Below are 16323 nucleotides of genomic sequence, written 5' to 3'. Positions count from 1 at the left end.
CCGTCGGTTGTGGTCGGTGGTCAGTGCTGGTGCGACGCGGAGGTCGCGGAGTCGGAGGGAGCCGCGGCGTCGGCGCCGAACTTGAAGCCGAGGCGGCCGTGGGCGAACCCGCCGCCGGCGCGGATGGCCGTGGCGACCCAGGCGGCCTCGGCGAGCTCGGCCTCGTTCGCGCCGGCCGTGACCGCGCGCTGGCTGTGGCCGTCGATGCAGTAGACGCACTGCGTGGTGATGCCGACCGCCAGTGCGATGAGCTCCCGGTACTTCAGCGGGATCTCGCGACCCTCGGCCCGGAACACCGACTCGTCGAACTGCACGAAGGCCGAGAGGATGTCCGGGGTCTGCTGCTTGTAGACCTTCGTGAAGGTCTTGTCGTGCTCGCGGTCGAGGTAGTCGGTCATGGTGGCGACGCTATGACCGACCGGGCCCGGGCACGACGGGTGTTGCGGAGCGTGACCGGGCGTTGCCCCGTGTGACGCGGCGAGCCCGGTCGCCACGTCACACGGCGTCACGCGACGGGCGCCCTACAGCCCGCGCGCCCGCGCACCGAGCCGCCCGCGCAACGTGACGTCCTCGTACTCGCGGTGAAACACACCGCGCCGCTGCAGGATCGGCACGAGCTCGTCGACCACGGTCTCGAGGCCGCGCGGGTACTCGTCGATCATCAGGTTGAAGCCGTCGGCGGCCCCGGTCCGGTACCACTCCTCGATGGTGTCGGCGGCCTGCTCCGGGGTGCCGACGACGATCCGGGCGCCGTACCCGCCGAAGCCGCGCAGGACCTCCCGCAGGGACGTGTTGTGCGCGCGGACCCAGCGCACGACGGTCTCGTGGTACCCGAGCGAGGGGCCGTAGGTGACGGGGTCCACCTCGCGGTCGAGGATCGCCGCGGGGACCGGCGCGTCCGGGTCGAGGTCGGTGAGGTCGGCGTCGAGGTGCGTCCCGAGCGCCCGCAGGGAGTAGCCGTCCGGGGCGAGGGCCTCGAGCTCGTCGAACCGCCGCTGCGCCTCGGCCTCGGTGCTGCCGAGCACGAGCGACAGCCCCGGGACGATCGCCACGTCCGCCGCCCGCCGGCCGTACGTCCGGGCCGCCTGCTTGACGGCGCGGTAGTGCTCCCGGGCGGGCTCGGGCGTCAGCTCGACGGCGAACACGCCCTCGGCGACGCGCGCGGCGAGGTCTCGTCCGTGCGGCGATCCCCCGGCCTGGAACACCACTGGGTGTCCCTGCGCCGACGGCGGGACGGTGATCGCTCCCGCGAACTCGGTGAACTCGCCGTGGTGGTCGACGGGCACCCCGGTGGCGGCGGACCGCCAGAGCGCCTGCACGAGGTCGACGACCTCGCCGGCACGGGCGTACCGCTCGGGTCGCTCCGGGTTCGTCGCGACGCCGAAGTTCGCCGACACCGACCGGTCGTAGGTCGTCACGGCGTTCCACGCCACGCGGCCGCCGGAGACCGTGTCGAGGGACAGGAGCCGCTCGGCGAGGTCGACCGGGTCGTTGTAGGTCGTCGACGCCGTCCCGACGAGTCCGAGGTGCGTGGTCGCGTCGGCGATCGCCCCGAGCGCCACGAACGGCTCGAGCAGCCCGTACGCGCGGACGTTGGGGTCGCCGAGCGCGGGGTGGTCCGCGAAGAACACCATGTCCAGCAGCCCGCGTTCGGCGGTCCGGCCGAGGTCCTCCCAGAACCCGGCGGTGAGCAGGTCGGTCGGCTCGACGTCCTGGGTCCGCCAGGCCGCCGGTCGCTGGCCGAAGCCCTGCAGGTTGACGCCGAGGACGAGCCCGGCGTCGGCGTCGGCGCTCATGCGCCGACCGGCGCGGGGACCGGCAGACCGAGCAGGTCACGCAGCGTCCGCCGGTCGGCACCGGGGCCGGTCGGGGTCCGGGAGGCGCGGCTCGGCTCGGACGCACCGGCCCCGCCCGGCAACGGGACGAGCGGGCGCGCGGCCCCGCCGAGCACCAGGTCGGCACCCTCGTGTGCGACGTCGTGCCAGACCGCGAGGACGGGTTCGCCCTGCCGGCTCGACGGCGTCGTCAACGGCCCCCGGACCCGGTACCCGTCCGGCCCGCCGTCGTGGTCGAGCGGGAGGATCCGGGTCGTGTCGGCGAACCGGCCGGCCTCGCGGTCGCCGACGATGCTGTCGAGCGGCCACGTCCGCCAGAGGCCGCGCACCACCTCGGCAAACTCGGCCGGGTCGTGCTGCTCCCCCGTCGCCGGCAGGCCGTGGTCCCGCGCTCCGACGACGAGTCCGACCCGGGCGTCCAGGACGTGGTCGAGGGAGAGCACCCGGCGGGCGACGTTGTACGGGTGCTCCCGGGTCGGGGCCGCGGCGACGAGCAGCCCGTGCGTGGGCAGTGCACGGCCGAGGGCGAGCGCCGCGGTGGTCGGGTCGAGCCGGTGGCCACGACCGCGTTCGGCGTCGAACCGGTCGGTGCCGATCGCGACGACCGCGGCGCCCGAGGCCCGGATCCGGTCGGCGAGCCGGGCGATCCCACCGGGTCGGGCGACGGCGGCGGCGAGGTCGGCGTCCGGTACGGCGACGATGGTCGGTGCGGGTGTCTCGGTCACGGTGGTCCCTCCGTACGCGTGCAGAGCGGCCCGCCACCGTCGCCTCCCCAGCGTCCGTGGCGGGCCGTTGCCGACGACCGTACGGGGCAGCGCGGACCCGGCGGGTGCAGGTGTCGTCCGGTTGCGCCTCGTGACGGCGGGTTACACGCGGTCGAGCGGGCTGGCGCCGTTCACGAGCAGGTCCCCGACGATGCGCCGCTTGTGCACGCGCGGGTTGTGCGACGCCAGGGTCCGGGCGTTCCGCCAGTGCCGGTCGAGCCCCAGGGAGCGGAACGTGCCGCTCGACCCGAGGGCGTCGAACACGAGCGTCGTCGCGTCGAGCACGGCGTCGGTGACCACCGTCTGCGCCTGGGCGACCGCCATCCAGCTCCGCTCGAGCGCGTCGCGCAGCACCGGGTCCGTCGAGGGGTCCGCCCCGGCGGCCCGGAGTCCGGTGTGGCGGTCGACGGCGGCGTCCACAGGTCCGAGGCTCGCGGTGAACGCGGCGTCGGCGGCGTACACCCGGGCCGCGACGGTGCCGATCGTGCTGAGCAGCTCGGGGTCGGCGGTCGGGTCCGTGGTCGTGCCGTTGTGGTGCCCGCGCTGCCGGGAGCGCAGCGCCTCGATCCCCTCGCGGAGGGCCGCACGCCCGATGCCGACGAGGATCGCGTGCATCACCGTCTGGTAGTACTGCTCCTGGTACGGGTAGCGCGTCGCGTACGGCAGGACCCGCTCGTCGGGCACGCGCACGTCGGTGTACGTCACGCTCCCGCTGCCGGTGATCCGCTGGCCGAACCCGTCCCAGTCGTCGCCGATCCGCACGCCCGGGTCGCGGGCGTCCACGAGCGCGACGAACCGTGCTCCGGCGTCGTCGAGCGCCAGCACCGTGATCCACCGGGCGTAGATGCTCCCCGTCGAGTAGAACTTCCGGCCGGTGACGCGCCAGCCGCCGTCCGGGTCCGGGGTGAGCCGCGTGCTGATGTCCGCTCCGGCCGGGTTCGGCGTCTCGCTCCACCCACCGCCGACGAACTCCCTGCCACCGAGTCGTTCGACGATCGCCCGGTCGGAGGCACTCCCCTCGGCGTGCACCCGGTCCTCGATGAACGAGAAGTGGTTCCGCCACACGTGCGCGAGGTTCGGGTCGACCTCGGCGATCTCGGCGACCGCCCGGAACACGTCCGACAGCCGGGCCCCGACCCCGCTCCACGCGACGGGGGTGCGCCAGCGCGCGAACCCGGCGTCGACGAGCCACCCGAGCTGGTCGGTGGCGAGCCGTTCCTCGCGTTCCCGCTGCCGGGCGTCGAGGGCGATCCGCTCGATCACCGGTCGCAGCGGCGCGATCAGTTCCTCGTAGCGGGCGTCGGCCGGGATCTCACTCGGGCACATGGCGGCACGCTACCGGCGGTCGGGCGTCGTGCCCGTGCCCGCTGCAACCCGGCGTCACACCCGCACGGAGACGGCCCGGGATCACCACGTGATGCGGGCGAACTCCTCGTGCAGGCGCCGTGCGCGTCCGGGGTGGACCTGCTCGACCCACCCGATCCGCCCGAGCAGGTGCGCCCGGAAGTCGGGGTGTCCAGCACGGTTCTGCGACTCCGGACCGTGCTCGGCGGCGTTGTGCAGGATCGCGTGCAGGCGGTCGACCTCCCGCCGACCCGGTGACGTCCGGTCGTTGACGACGACCCCGGTGACCGACTGCCGTGTGCCCCGTCGCCGCGCCCGGGTCTTCGACGGGTTCAGCCGGAGTCCCTGCTCCGTGACGATCCGGTCGACCCCGCGGAGGAACGCGTCCGGTCGTGCCGCGAGCCGCTCGTCGCCGCTGAACGTCAGGTCGTCGGCGTACCGGGTGTAGACCGCGCCGACCGAGGCCGCCCACCCCGCGAGCCGTGCGTCCAGGTGCCGGAGCGCGGTGTTCGCCAGCGCCGGTGAGGTCGGCGCGCCCTGCGGCAGGTGGGCTTCGCGGAGCATCGCGCGCAGCGCCTGCCGTTCCTCGGGGCTGCCGCCGTCCGGCATCGCGCTGAGGACGTGCACCGGCACCCGGTGCGTGCACACCCCGGTGAGGACGTGTGCGAGCGGCTCCGCGAAGCCCGCCGCGCGGAAGACCCCGTACACGGTGGGCGCGGTGACGCTCGCGAAGAAGGACGTCAGGTCTGCCGTGACGACGATCTGCCGCCCGGTGTGCGCCGCGGCTCCGGTCACGACGCTCCGACCGCCGACGAAGCCGTGCGCCGCGTCGTGCACCGGCAGCGCGGTGAGGAGCTCGTCGAGGATCGTCCGCTGCGTCCGGCGGAGCATGTCCATCGGCTTCTCGAGCAGCCGCGGCGTGCGTCCGGGTCGACGGATCCACTCGCAGCGGTGGTGGTGGAGCGGGCTCGACGGCCCCGGTCGCCGGTTCCACGAGCGGGTGTCCGCGAGCCAGAGCAGCCGCCCGACGGTGAGGTCGAGCTCGCGCGCGAGCTCGGGCAGCGTGTCGACCAGCAGTCGGCTCGCGGTCTCCGGACGCGCCCGGACCGCGGTCGCCCGGCGCGCGACGACCCGGACCGGTCGGCGCGCCTCGCGTGCGCGGTGCAGCTCGGCGAGGCGCGGCGACGCCTCGAGCACCGCCGCGAGCTGTCGCGGTGCGTCGACCGGTGGTCGCGGGTGTGCGGCGAGGGCCGCTGCGACCGCGAGCCCGACGTAGGCGCGCTCGACGCCGACCACCGCCCAGCCGGCGGCGGTCAGGTCGTCCGGTCCCCAGTGCTCCGCGGTCAGGAACGCGTCGGCGAGGGCACCGGCGACGACGGTCAGTGGCGTGGGGTTCCCGGGGGACCCGTCGGTGCCTCCGTGCGGCGTCGCGCGCGGAGCGCGCCGTCCCGCTCGGGGCGTGTCGTCCTGCTGGTCCTGCGTGCCCCGGGGTGACCCCGGAGAGGTCGACGCGTCACGCGCGTCGGCCGCCTCCCCCGGGAACTCCACGCGCTCACCCTACGGCGACCCCCTGACGGACGGGAGGCGCGGGTCGGGCCCGCACCGCGCCTCCCGTCCGCCGGGTGCCGGCGTATCGTCGGTCGGCGTGACGATCCAACAGCTCACGGAGCCCCTCGCCGGACAGGGGTGGGTCCAGATCGGCGAGGTCCTGCTCGCGTTCGCCCTCGCGTCGCTCATCGGCCTCGAGCGGCAGCTCCGGTCGAAGAGCGCCGGCATCCGCACGCAGGCGATCGTCGGGACCGCGTCGGCCCTCATGCTGCTCGTGAGCAAGTACGGGTTCAGCGACGTCCTCGTGCCGGACCACGTCGTGCTCGACCCCTCGCGCGTCGCGGCGCAGATCGTCTCCGGTGTCGGGTTCCTCGGCGCCGGGCTGATCCTCACCCGACGCGGAGCCGTCCGGGGCCTCACCACGGCCGCCGCGGTGTGGGAGACCGCGGCGATCGGCATGGCCGCGGGCGCCGGCCTCTGGCTGCTCGCACTCGTCGTCACCGCCCTGCACTTCGTCGTCGTGTTCGGCTACACCGCGATCGTCCGCGCGCTGTCCCGCTCCGCCGAGCAGTCGATGACGCTCGACGTGGTCTACGACGCCGGCCGCGGGGTGCTGCCGGACGTGCTCGCCCTCGCGACGGCCGGCGGGTGGCGGGTCGCCCGGCTCGTGCGGCAGGACACCGACCGGGTCGACGCCACCGCGGTCCGGATCGACGTCGCCGGCCGGGCCGAGGGGTCCCTGCTCATCGCCCGGATCGGCGAGGTCGACGGTGTCCGGGTCGTCGACCCGTCGGCCGCCGACGACCTGGAGTGACGCCGTGCCCTCGTTCTTCCTGACCCACGCCGAGGTGGTCGTCGACCCCGCGAGGCCGATCGAGTCGTGGGGGCTCTCCCCCGACGGGCGTGCCCGCGCTGCCGGAGCCGCGGCCGTCGCCTGGCGACCCGGGGTCCAGCGGATCGTGTCGAGCACCGAGCAGAAGGCGGTCGACACGGCGGCGATCCTCGCGGAGGCGGTGGGGCTCGTGCACTCGACGGACCCCGCGCTCGGCGAGATCGACCGGAGCGCGACGGGCTACCTGCCGCCCGCGGAGTTCGACGGGGTCGTCGACGCGTTATTCGCCACGCCGGAGGACTCGGTGCGCGGGTGGGAGCGCGCCGTCGACGCCCAGGACCGCATCGTCCGTGCCGTGCGGGCGCTGACCGACGCCGGCGACGTCACGATCGTTTCGCACGGTGCGGTCGGGGCGCTGCTGCTCGCCGACCTGCGGGGCGTGCCGGTCACCCGGGCGCTCGACCAGCCGGGGATGGGCAGCGTGTTCTCGTTCGACCCGGGCGCGTGGCGGGCGACGAGTGGTTGGGCTCGCGTCGGGGTGCCCTGAGCCGGGCGTCGCCCGCGGGTGCGTGTGCATGCTGCGACATCGCACCCGTCGATCACCTGGTGGAGTGTCGGACGATGCCCGCGCATCCGATGCACGTGCATGGTGCGACGTTCCGCGCGTCGATCCGGTGGTGCGGTGTCGAACACCGCGCGCCTTTCACCCCGCGCCCGCCGCGCCCGCCGCGCCGCCGCGCCGCCCCGCGCGCCTCACGCCGGCAGCTGCTCCCCCGCCTCCACCGCGACGTCGAGCCGGTTCTCCGCCGGCGGCAACGGGCACGTCGCGTGCGGCGTGTAGGCGCACGGCAGGTTCGTCGCCCGGTTGAAGTCGATCGTCGTCGCGCCCGACGCGTCCGGCGCCGGGACGTCCAGGCTCCGGTTGGCCGCGTACGTGGTCACGCCGCTCGTCCGGTCGGTGAACAGCACCAGGAGCCCGTCGCCGTACCCGTTGAACGCCAGGAGCGACCGCGGCCCGTCGAGGTCGAACGTCAGCACGCCCGGCGCCTCGTACACGTGCTGCAGCCCGTCGACGACCGACCCGACGGTCACCGAGCGCGGCGTGTCGAACGGCTCGAAGTGCGCCGCGACCGCGAACGACGGGTCCGGCGAGTACGACGGCGTCCCGGTGTACCCGGTCCGCGTCGGGTTCGAGGGGTGCCGCGGTCGGAGGACGTCACTGCCGCCACGCCGGGCGACCTCGATGACGACCCGCTCGTCGCCGTCCTGCCACGCGATGGTCGTGCTCGACCGCTCGGGCAGCGGACCGAACCGGTGCGTGCCCGTCACCGCGACGCCGTCGACCTCGATCGACTCGCCGTCGTCGAGGGTGACGACCGGTCCCGCCTCCGAGGTCGACCACTCCCCGGGCGCGTCGTCGAAGCGCTCCGGCGTGCCCGTCAGCCACCGGATGCTCGTGATCGCGAGGAAGCCGTGCGCACTCGCCCGGGCCGCCTCGTGGGCGTCGTGCCACGCGGCCCACATGGAGCGGAAGTCGGCTGCGGTCGGCGTCGTCGTGGTCATGCCACGACGGTACGTCGTGTCACGGCCGGGTGGCGACGCACGTCGTCTCCGGACGTCACGCGGTGCGCGCGACCGGCTCGGGAGGCGCGGTGCGCGTCGGACGCGCACCGCGCCTCCCGAACCGTGGTCGCGTTCAGACCGTCCGGCTCGCGCCCGTCACCGGGCCCGGCTCGGCGTCCTCGTCGTCGGCGGCCTGCAGGACGCCCTCCGCCTGGGGCAGCAGGTGCCGCACGGCCAGCGCGATCGACCGCGACCCGACGACCGCGACCAGCACCGAGAGCAGGGCGAGCACCCCCGCGGTGGGGATCCACGCCCACCGCACGTCGAGCACCCGCAGCCACTCGATCGCGGCCGTCGCGACCGCCGCCGCCGGGAACACGAACGACCAGAACCCGAGCGAGAAGGGCAGCCGCACGTACCGCGGCAGCAGGGCGACCTGCACCGCGACGAGCAGCACGCCGAGCCCGGTGATCGCCTGCACCGGGACCGTGAGCACGTCGTCCGTCAGCGCGAACACCGCGACCGTGGCGACCGACGGCGGTGCCACGAGGATCGCCATCGTCGGCACGAGCGGTGCGGGCAGCGCGGGGCGGAAGGACAGCCGGATGAGCAGCAGCCCGGTCATCACGACCCAGAAGAACACGCCGACGCCGAAGCAGGCCCAGGAGAGCCAGGTGAGCCCGACCTCGTGCGTGGCGACCGAGCCGACGAGCGCCGCTGCGACGGTCGGCAGGAGGTAGCCGCCGTGCACCGACTCGAGGGCGAGCCGGCCCTCGAACCAGGTCGCGAGGAGCCAGGCGGCGAACCCGGCGGCGACCGCCACGGCGACGAGGACGAGCACCCTCCCGCCGACCGGCCAGCCGTGCGCGAGGTCGACCCCGAGCAGCATCGCGGTCGCCGGGACCAGTGCCGCGAGGGGACCCTGCGCGGGGTGCCGCAGTTGATCGACGAGCCGGTCGTGCGCGCGCACCCGGACCCCGCGGACGGCGTGCGCGGCGAGCAGCCAGGTCCAGGCGACGGCGGCGATGCCCCAGAAGACCTGCGGGAGGACGGCCGGCAGGTCGAGGACGGGGGTGGCGTACGACCAGGTCTCGGCGAAGCCGGCGAGGCCGAACGGGACGGCGAGGGTGTTGAGCGGGATGCGGGTGGTGGGACGGGGCACGGTGTCCCATTCTCCCGAGTCGGACCGCTCCCGGGGCCCCCGTGCCAGATTGGGCAGCATGTCCTTCGAGAACACCGACCACGTCCAGGCCACCACCGCCGGCTCGTTGCCCCGCACGCCGGAGCTCATCGCCGCGAACGCCGCCCGGCCCCTCGCCGCCGACGGCTTCACGCTGGAGACCACCGACGAGGTCCGTGCGCTCACGAGCGCCGCGGTCGACGACGTCGTCGCCCGCCAGACCGCGCTCGGCATCACGCAGCCCGGCGACGGCGAGTTCGGCAAGGCGATGTCGAACAGCGTCGACTACGGCGCCTGGTGGGGGTACTCGTTCCAGCGCGTCAGCGGCCTCAGCCTGACCGAGGAGGACATCTTCACGCAGGAGCCGGTCCGCTCCGAGCCCGGACACGTCCGGCTCACGAGCTTCCCCGACCGCCGCGACTGGACGATCTTCCGCGAGGCCTACACCGACCCGGGCTCGGGCATCGGCACGGGCAAGAACGCCACCGCGTTCCCGACGACGACCGGCCCGATCGCGTACACCGGGCACGAGGCAGCCCGGACGGACGCCGCCAACCTCCGGCACGCCGTCGAGGCGGCCGGCGCCGCGAACGGTTTCATCACGGCGCTCTCCCCCGGGTCCGCCGCCCGGGTCGCGAACGAGTACTACGCCACCGACGAGGAGCACATCTGGGCCTGGGCCGACGCCCTGCGCGAGGAGTACCGGATCATCCTCGACGCCGGCCTCGTCCTGCAGATCGACGACCCCTCGATCGCCGAGAACTGGGACCAGATCAACCCGGAGCCGAGCATCGAGGACTACCGCGCCTTCACCCGCATCCGCGTCGAGGCGCTCAACCACGCGCTGCGCGGCCTCGACACCTCGCGGGTGCGCTTCCACCTCTGCTGGGGCTCGTGGCACGGCCCGCACACCACCGACATCGAGCTCCGGCACATCGTCGACCTCATGCTCGACATCGATGCCGGCGCGTACTCGTTCGAGGCCGCCAACGCTCGCCACGAGCACGAGTGGACGGTCTGGCAGGGCGTCGCGCTGCCGGACGGCAAGGTCATCGTGCCCGGCGTGGTCGGCCACGCCACGAACGTCGTCGAGCACCCGGACCTCGTCGCGCAGCGCATCGAGCGGTTCGCCTCGGTCGTCGGCCGGGAGCGCGTCATCGCCGGCACCGACTGCGGCCTCGGCGGCCGCATCCACCCGCAGATCGCCGCCGCGAAGCTCGAGTCCCTCGGCGAGGGCGCGCGCCGGGCGAGCGCGACGCTCTTCTAGCCGTCGCAGCGTGCGAGGTTCCGCGCTCGGTGCGGCCCGCACGGCCCGTCACGGTGTGCGGACGCTCGCACGGGACGGCCTGGAGGCGCGGTGCGGGCCCGCCCCGCGCCTCCCGTCCGTCAGCGGCGTCGGCCCAGGGCGAGCCCCGCGACCGTCGCGACTGCCCCGAGGACGAGGAGCGGGCGCGTGACGCGGCGGCGCTTCGCGACCCAGCCGCCGTTCGTCGCGTTGCCGGCGTCGGCCGGGGTCCAGAGGTTGCCGTCGGTCGGCGCTCCCCTGCCGCGGAGCGCGAACGTATGCACCATCGGCTTGGTGATCTTGTGGAACAGCCCGGGGAACACGTACTGCAGCGGCACGAGCGACGCCTGGATCCGGCCGACGAACCGGTAGCGCTTGGGGTGCAGTGCCGTCCGGACGACCGCGCGGCCGGCACGCTCGACGGACACCGTCGGCGGCAACGGGTGCGAGATCTTGCCGGTGTAGTTGGCGCCGTTCTGGTAGATCGGCGTGTCGATGGTCGACGGCAGGAGCGCGGCGAAGCGGATGCCCGTGCCGGCGAACTCGTCGCCGAGGACGTCGACCAGGCCGAGGGCCGCGTGTTTGCTCGTCACGTAGGCGGACTGGTACGGCGCGGACAGCAGCGACTGGATCGAGCCGACGAGGACGTAGGTGCCCTCGCCCCGCTGCTTCCAGTGCGGGAGCAGGGCGGTGATCGCGTGCAGGTGGCCGTACAGGTTCGTGTCGACGACGCGCTTGAAGGCCTCGGTCGGTGTCTGCTCGAAGAGGCCGTAGACGAACAGGGCGGCGTTCCCCACGAAGACGTCGATCCGTCCGAAGCGGGTCGTGGTGGTCGCGACGAGGTCGCGGACGGCGTGCTCGTCGGCGACGTCTGTGGGGATCGCGACTGCCTCGGCCCCGAGCGCCCGGCACTCGGCGGCGGCGGCCTCGAGCGAGTCGTGGCTGCGGGCGGCCAGCACGAGCGTCGCGCCCTGCCGTGCGAACTCGTGCGCGGCGGCCCTGCCGATCCCGCTCGATGCTCCGGTGACGACGACGATCTTCCCGCGGAACCGATGTGCCATGGGTCCTTGCTACGCGGTGGCGGCTCCGTCCCCGCACAGGGCGCGTGCTGCACGGCGGGTCCGGTAGCGTCGAGGGGCAGGCGACGAGGGGGAACGGTGCACGGGGACGCGGTGGACACGCTCGGGATCGACGGGGTCTGGTTCGATCCGCTCTGGCGGGTGGAGGTGCGGCTCACCCCGCTCGAACGACGACTGCTCGAGACCTGGACGGTGCGACGGCTCGCGTTCATCGCCCACGCCGGCGGTGCCGCGCTCACGACGACCCAGTCGTACTCGCGGCTCGAACACTCCCTCGGGGTGCTCGCGCTCGTCACCGCCTTCGCCCCGGACGACCACCTCGCCCGCACGACCGCACTCCTGCACGACGTCGGGCACCTGCCGTTCAGCCACACGTTGGAGGGTCTGGGCGGCCTCGAGCACCACTCCCTCGGACGAACCGCGATCCGGCGCCTCGCGGACGAGGTCCCGGGTATCGACGCCGACCAGGTCATCGCGGTCGACGAGGGCCGCGTGCCGTCGGTGCTGACGTCGGTCCCGGGCGGACTGAAGCTCGACCACCTGGACTCGTTCCTCCGGAGCGGCCAGGCGCACGGACGGACGCAGACGCCGCCGCACGTGCTGCTCGGTCGCCTGCGGCTCGTCGGCGGGACGGTCGACGCGGATCCGGACGACGCCCTCGAGCTGGCCGACCTGGCCATCCGCGAGGCACTCGCGCAGCGCTCCGCGGCGAACCTCGTGCCCGTGACCGTGCTCCGCGACCTCGTCGGGCGGCTGCTCGACCGCGGTGCGCTGTCTCCGACCGAGCTCGCCCGGAGCACCGAGGACGAGGTCTGGGCGCGCCTCGTCGCCGACCCCGACACCGCCTCCGACGCAGACCTCCTCCGTCGCCGACCGCAGGCGTGGCGCATGCGCACCGGCGACGGACCCGTGCCCACCGGTGCGCTCCGGCACACGGTCAGCCGTGGCTACCTCGACCTGCCGACGGTCGGAGGGCGTCCCCTGCGCGATCCGCGTGTCGCGGCGCTCGCCGCGGGCCTGCCGCTCCGGGTGGCCGTGACGCGCGACGGGGTGCGCTGACGCGGGCCGCCTGCCACGATGGGCGCATGCGCAAGGACGACCTCACCGTCGACGAGGCGACCGTCATCACCCAGCACGCCCGCGACGGCGTGCTGGAACTCGACGACCCCGAGGTGCGCAAGGTCGTCGAGCAGGCGAACCGGGTCCTCGTCCGCGCACAGATGTGGGGCGACGAACCGAGTCCGAGGCTCCGACGCCGCCGACGGTTCATCGCGATCGGCGCCCTCGTGATGGTGCTCGTCTGGGTCGCGGGGTTGCTCGCGCCGTTCGCCTTCCACTTCGGGTGACCCGGGCACGGGCTTGCCCCGCCGGGCCGGAGGGGCTTGACTCGACCCGATGACCAGCACGGCCGGCTCGACCGCGACCCCCAGGACCTGGACCGTGACCGCACGGGAGGACACCGGGCCCATCGCGCTCGTCGGGCTCCGCGCCTCGTGGGCGCCCCTGGCGAAGCAGTCCGTCGTCGCCGCCCTCGTGGTGGCCGCCGCGGTGACCAGCACACTCACGCCCTGGCTCCCGGTCACCGACGCGCCGCGGATGTGGACCGGCGTGGCACTCGCCCTCGGCGGACTGCTGGCGGCAGCTGTCATGGCGCGCTGGCCGGGCGCCGCCCGCGCCGAGCTGGTCGTCCCGGCGATCGACTTCATCGCGATCGGGCTGCTCCGGTACGGCACGGGCGACACCCGTTCGGTGTTCCTCGCCGTCGTCGTCCTGCCGGTGATCTGGATGGCGGCGAGCCCAGGTCGGCGCCACGTGCTGTACCCGCTGCTCGGGACCTGCGCCACGCTGCTGCTGCCGTACGTGCTGGAACCCACCGAACCGCGTCCGAGCGAACTCGTCCGGCTCGCCTTCGCGGTCGTCGTGTACGGCGCGACGGCGGCCGTGACCAACGAGCTCGCCCGGCAGGCGGACGTCCGGCTCAGCACCGCACAGCGTCGTCGTCGCGTGGCCGAGGGTGAGATCGACCGGGCCGCCCTCGTCCAGCAGTCCCTGCTGCCCGCGTCCACGGAGGGACTCCCACCGGAACTCCACGCACTCGGGGTGTGCATCCCGGCACGGACCGTCGGCGGCGACTTCTACGACTGGTTCCCGACACCGGACGGCGCGGCCTTCACGCTCGGCGACGTGATGGGCAAGGGCGTCGGCGCCGGCATGATCGCCGCCGCGGTCCGGTCCCTCGTGCGCAGCACCGTCGACGAACCGGACGCGGCCACGGCGGTCCGTCGAGCGGCCGCCGGCCTGGCGACCGGGACGTCCGACGTCGAGAGCGCACAGTTCACGACGTGCTTCCACGTGCGGATCGACCGCGACGGCCACGCCCGCTGGGTCGACGCCGGCCACGGGTTGAGCCTGCTCCGGCGTGCCGACGGCACGGTCCGGTCGCTGCGGTCCGGGCACCTGCCGATCGGCGTCGGGACCTCGTGGTCGAGCGAGACGACCGACCTCGAGCCCGGCGACGTCGTCGTGAGCGTCAGCGACGGGGTGCTCGACCTCTTCGGCGGGGACCTCGACGCGCTCGACCGCTTCGAGGCCTGGGTCGCCGAACGCTCGCACCCCCAGCAGCTCGTCGACGGGATCACCGAGCTCGCCCACCGCGGCGAGCACCCCGACGACGTCACGGTGCTCTGCATCGCCTACCGACCCTGACCACCCACGCGCACACCTGAGGAGGACGACGTGGACGACCGCATCGACCGTCGCCGGTTCATGACCGCCGGCATCGCCGGGACCACCGCCGCGATCGTCGGCACGAGCATCGCGAGCCGCTCCACACCGGCCGTGGCGGCAGCGGGCACCCTGCTCGCCGCGGACGAGTTCGACGGGCCAGCAGGCAGTGCGCCGAACAGCGCCGTCTGGCGGTACGACCTCGGCGCGGGCGGGTGGGGCAACGGGGAACTGCAGACCTACACGGACTCCCGGCGGAACGCGGCGCTCGACGGTGCCGGCAACCTCGTGATCACCGCTCGGCGTGAGGCCGACGGTTCGTTCACCTCGGCACGACTGAAGACCGAGGGCACCTCGACGGCGCAGTACGGCCGGATCGAGGCGCGCATCCGGATCCCCCGGGGGCAGGGGATCTGGCCCGCGTTCTGGATGCTCGGCGCGGACATCGGGTCGGTCGGGTGGCCGGCCTGCGGCGAGATCGACGTGATGGAGAACGTCGGGTACGAACCGACCGTGGTCCACGGCACGGTGCACGGTCCGGGGTACTCCGGCGCGCAGGGCATCTCGGCGGCGTCCACGAACCCCACGGGGGCTCCGTTCGCCGACGACTTCCACGTGTTCGGCGTCGACTGGCGTCCGGACTCGATCACGTGGTCGGTCGACGGCACGGCGTACCGGACGCTGACCCGTGCCGACGTCGGGGCGGACCCGTGGGTGTTCGACAAGCCGTTCTTCGTCGTCCTCAACGTGGCCGTCGGCGGCTCGTGGCCCGGGTCACCCGACGCGTCGACGCGCTTCCCGCAGCAGATGACGGTGGACTGGGTGCGCGTCTTCGCGAACGCCTGAGGCTCAGGGGCGGCCGCGGCCGTTCCGCGCGACCAGCCACAGGTACGTGCTGTGCCCGATGAGGGCGAGACCGAAGAACACCGCGGCCACGGCGTACACGCGATCGAGCTTGCCCTGTCCGATCACGAGCATCACGACGCAGAACACGATGGCCACGGCGAGCACGCCCACCTGCACCGTCGACCAGATCCGTCGGAAGCGCGGCATGCCCGTCTCGTTCACGACTCCATGGTGCCAGATGCCGTCAGTGCTCCCGGTACCGTCAGTGCTCCCGGAGCGCCTCGACGAGCTCGGCCTTCCGCTTCGACGAGTACCCGGTGATGCCGAGCTCCTTCGCGCGTCGCTTGAGGTCCGCCACGGTCCAGTCGTCGTAGGACCCGGACTCGCCGCCCCTCTTCGCCACGGCGTGCTCGCCCCGCGCCGCGGCGGCGTTGCTGATGCGGGCGGCCTTCTCCTTCGAGTTGCCCTCCTTGCGGAGCTCCTCGTACATGTCCGGCTTCTTGAGTTGGTTCGGCATGGCGCACACCGTACGCCCGGGTCCTCGACGTGGGAGACTCCGGCATGACCGAACCCTGGACCTCCGACCCGGGTGGTCCGGGCACCCCGATCGTGCTGCTCCACCCCGGTGGCACCGATTCCCGGTCGATGTCGGCGCTGGCCGAGGCGTTCGGTGGCGCCCGTGTCGTGCTCGTCGACCGAGCCGGGCACGGTCGCTCTCCCGACGTCGACGGCCCGTGGCACTTCGCGGACATGGCCGAGGAACTCGCCGGCACCGTGCGGTCCCTCGGCGCCGGTCCCGTGCACCTCGTCGGGTGGAGCGACGGCGCGATCGTCGGGCTGCACCTCGCGCTCGCCCACCCGGACCTGGTGCGGTCGCTCGTGTTCGGCGGTGCACCCTTCTCCGTCGACGGCTGGCACGAGGGCGTCCTCGACGGTGACCCGCCCCGGTTCATGGCGGACGCCTACGCCGAGGTGTCCCCCGACCCTCCGGAGCACTGGGAGGTCGTCACCGTCAAGTCGCGGGTGCTGCACACGGCGGAACCCGCGGTGACGGTGGCGCAGCTCCGCGGCCTCGACGTCCCGGTCCTCATCCTGTGCGGGGACGACGACGAGGTGCGGCTCGACCACCTCGCCCAGATGCTCGAGGCACTGCCGGACGGCGAACTCGCGGTGGTCCCGAGGGCGACGCACGGCCTCGTCGTCGAGCAGCCGGACCTCGTCGCGCAGCTCGTCGAGGCGTTCCACGCGGCCGACAAGAGCGACGGTGTCGCACCCCGCCGTCGCGCGCGGCACTGACCGGACACCGCACTCCTGGGCGGCGGT

Annotated in this window: 18 protein-coding genes; 8 read left to right on the top strand and 10 right to left on the bottom strand. The window is 74.0% G+C overall.

The genetic code is table 11. The features are described 5' to 3' along the window. Positions 1-20: 20 nt before the first annotated feature. The 5 genes from BJK06_RS16275 to BJK06_RS16255 form a co-directional block, all read right to left on the bottom strand. Positions 21-398 (bottom strand): carboxymuconolactone decarboxylase family protein, encoded by a 378-nt coding sequence (locus tag BJK06_RS16275; protein ID WP_070418756.1) that lies wholly within the window; start codon positions 396-398, stop codon positions 21-23. Positions 399-521: 123 nt separating this feature from the next. Beyond that, positions 522-1796: an LLM class flavin-dependent oxidoreductase gene (locus BJK06_RS16270; RefSeq protein ID WP_070418755.1), complete on the bottom strand. Its 1275-nt coding sequence runs from the start codon at positions 1794-1796 to the stop codon at positions 522-524. Next, entirely contained in the window at positions 1793-2560 is a 768-nt protein-coding gene (locus tag BJK06_RS16265; protein ID WP_070418754.1) for an LLM class flavin-dependent oxidoreductase, read from the bottom strand. The genes BJK06_RS16270 and BJK06_RS16265 overlap by 4 nt, the downstream gene beginning before the upstream one ends. A gap of 141 nt (positions 2561-2701) precedes the next feature. Further along, on the bottom strand, positions 2702-3925 hold the full coding sequence (locus BJK06_RS16260) for an acyl-CoA dehydrogenase family protein (RefSeq protein ID WP_070418753.1): 1224 nt from the start codon (positions 3923-3925) through the stop codon (positions 2702-2704). Between the two features lie 81 nt (positions 3926-4006). Beyond that, positions 4007-5491: a reverse transcriptase family protein gene (locus BJK06_RS16255; RefSeq protein ID WP_083295329.1), complete on the bottom strand. Its 1485-nt coding sequence runs from the start codon at positions 5489-5491 to the stop codon at positions 4007-4009. A gap of 97 nt (positions 5492-5588) precedes the next feature. On the opposite strand from BJK06_RS16255, the gene BJK06_RS16250 reads away from it, so the two are divergent. Together BJK06_RS16250 and BJK06_RS16245 are read left to right on the top strand one after the other, a co-directional pair. Then, positions 5589-6305: an MgtC/SapB family protein gene (locus BJK06_RS16250; RefSeq protein ID WP_083295328.1), complete on the top strand. Its 717-nt coding sequence runs from the start codon at positions 5589-5591 to the stop codon at positions 6303-6305. Between the two features lie 4 nt (positions 6306-6309). After that, entirely contained in the window at positions 6310-6870 is a 561-nt protein-coding gene (locus BJK06_RS16245) for a histidine phosphatase family protein (RefSeq protein WP_070419563.1), read from the top strand. Positions 6871-7076: 206 nt separating this feature from the next. On the opposite strand, the gene BJK06_RS16240 is transcribed toward BJK06_RS16245, so the two are convergent. Next, complete coding sequence (locus BJK06_RS16240; RefSeq protein WP_070418752.1) at positions 7077-7886, bottom strand: DUF1684 domain-containing protein; 810 nt, start codon at positions 7884-7886, stop codon at positions 7077-7079. Positions 7887-8019: 133 nt separating this feature from the next. Continuing rightward, positions 8020-9048 (bottom strand): transporter, encoded by a 1029-nt coding sequence (locus BJK06_RS16235; protein WP_070419562.1) that lies wholly within the window; start codon positions 9046-9048, stop codon positions 8020-8022. A 58-nt stretch (positions 9049-9106) separates the two neighbouring features. Here BJK06_RS16235 and BJK06_RS16230 point away from each other — a divergent pair, with 58 nt between their 5' ends. Then, on the top strand, positions 9107-10333 hold the full coding sequence (locus BJK06_RS16230; protein ID WP_070418751.1) for a cobalamin-independent methionine synthase II family protein: 1227 nt from the start codon (positions 9107-9109) through the stop codon (positions 10331-10333). A 119-nt stretch (positions 10334-10452) separates the two neighbouring features. Here BJK06_RS16230 and BJK06_RS16225 read toward each other — a convergent pair whose 3' ends face one another. Continuing rightward, on the bottom strand, positions 10453-11412 hold the full coding sequence (locus tag BJK06_RS16225; protein WP_070418750.1) for an SDR family oxidoreductase: 960 nt from the start codon (positions 11410-11412) through the stop codon (positions 10453-10455). Positions 11413-11508: 96 nt separating this feature from the next. Here BJK06_RS16225 and BJK06_RS16220 point away from each other — a divergent pair, with 96 nt between their 5' ends. The 4 genes from BJK06_RS16220 to BJK06_RS16205 are packed head-to-tail and all read left to right on the top strand — an operon-like array spanning position 11509 to position 15000. Continuing rightward, positions 11509-12489 (top strand): HD domain-containing protein, encoded by a 981-nt coding sequence (locus BJK06_RS16220; RefSeq protein ID WP_070418749.1) that lies wholly within the window; start codon positions 11509-11511, stop codon positions 12487-12489. Between the two features lie 26 nt (positions 12490-12515). Next, positions 12516-12776 (top strand): hypothetical protein, encoded by a 261-nt coding sequence (locus BJK06_RS16215; protein WP_070418748.1) that lies wholly within the window; start codon positions 12516-12518, stop codon positions 12774-12776. 49 nt (positions 12777-12825) lie between these two features. After that, on the top strand, positions 12826-14136 hold the full coding sequence (locus BJK06_RS16210) for a PP2C family protein-serine/threonine phosphatase (protein ID WP_070418747.1): 1311 nt from the start codon (positions 12826-12828) through the stop codon (positions 14134-14136). Between the two features lie 30 nt (positions 14137-14166). Beyond that, the gene (locus tag BJK06_RS16205; RefSeq protein ID WP_217642531.1) at positions 14167-15000 is read left to right on the top strand and encodes a family 16 glycosylhydrolase; all 834 of its coding nucleotides are present in this window, start codon (positions 14167-14169) and stop codon (positions 14998-15000) included. Between the two features lie 3 nt (positions 15001-15003). Here the strand turns inward: BJK06_RS16205 and BJK06_RS16200 are convergent, their stop codons facing one another. Both BJK06_RS16200 and BJK06_RS16195 read right to left on the bottom strand, forming a co-directional pair. Further along, positions 15004-15222 carry a hypothetical protein gene (locus tag BJK06_RS16200; RefSeq protein ID WP_070418746.1) on the bottom strand — a complete coding sequence of 73 codons (219 nt, stop codon included), beginning with the start codon at positions 15220-15222 and terminating at the stop codon, positions 15004-15006. 40 nt (positions 15223-15262) lie between these two features. Then, positions 15263-15517 carry a Rho termination factor N-terminal domain-containing protein gene (locus BJK06_RS16195; RefSeq protein ID WP_070418745.1) on the bottom strand — a complete coding sequence of 85 codons (255 nt, stop codon included), beginning with the start codon at positions 15515-15517 and terminating at the stop codon, positions 15263-15265. 44 nt (positions 15518-15561) lie between these two features. Here BJK06_RS16195 and BJK06_RS16190 point away from each other — a divergent pair, with 44 nt between their 5' ends. Then, entirely contained in the window at positions 15562-16296 is a 735-nt protein-coding gene (locus BJK06_RS16190) for an alpha/beta fold hydrolase (protein WP_070418744.1), read from the top strand. Positions 16297-16323 lie beyond the last annotated feature (27 nt).

Origin of the sequence: Curtobacterium sp. BH-2-1-1, from assembly GCF_001806325.1 — a bacterium.
GTDB lineage: Bacteria > Actinomycetota > Actinomycetes > Actinomycetales > Microbacteriaceae > Curtobacterium.
This window is presented reverse-complemented; position numbering and strand designations above follow the sequence as displayed.

Bases quoted from the DNA above. Each gene is read 5' to 3' on its own strand.
- BJK06_RS16195 (WP_070418745.1), bottom strand. From the start codon at position 15,517: ATGCCGAACCAACTCAAGAAGCCGGACATGTACGAGGAGCTCCGCAAG.
- BJK06_RS16215 (WP_070418748.1), top strand. From the start codon at position 12,516: ATGCGCAAGGACGACCTCACCGTCGACGAGGCGACCGTCATCACCCAG.
- BJK06_RS16210 (WP_070418747.1), top strand. From the start codon at position 12,826: ATGACCAGCACGGCCGGCTCGACCGCGACCCCCAGGACCTGGACCGTG.
- BJK06_RS16240 (WP_070418752.1), bottom strand. From the start codon at position 7,886: ATGACCACGACGACGCCGACCGCAGCCGACTTCCGCTCCATGTGGGCC.
- BJK06_RS16270 (WP_070418755.1), bottom strand. From the start codon at position 1,796: ATGAGCGCCGACGCCGACGCCGGGCTCGTCCTCGGCGTCAACCTGCAG.
- BJK06_RS16275 (WP_070418756.1), bottom strand. From the start codon at position 398: ATGACCGACTACCTCGACCGCGAGCACGACAAGACCTTCACGAAGGTC.
- BJK06_RS16260 (WP_070418753.1), bottom strand. From the start codon at position 3,925: ATGTGCCCGAGTGAGATCCCGGCCGACGCCCGCTACGAGGAACTGATC.
- BJK06_RS16225 (WP_070418750.1), bottom strand. From the start codon at position 11,412: ATGGCACATCGGTTCCGCGGGAAGATCGTCGTCGTCACCGGAGCATCG.
- BJK06_RS16230 (WP_070418751.1), top strand. From the start codon at position 9,107: ATGTCCTTCGAGAACACCGACCACGTCCAGGCCACCACCGCCGGCTCG.
- BJK06_RS16190 (WP_070418744.1), top strand. From the start codon at position 15,562: ATGACCGAACCCTGGACCTCCGACCCGGGTGGTCCGGGCACCCCGATC.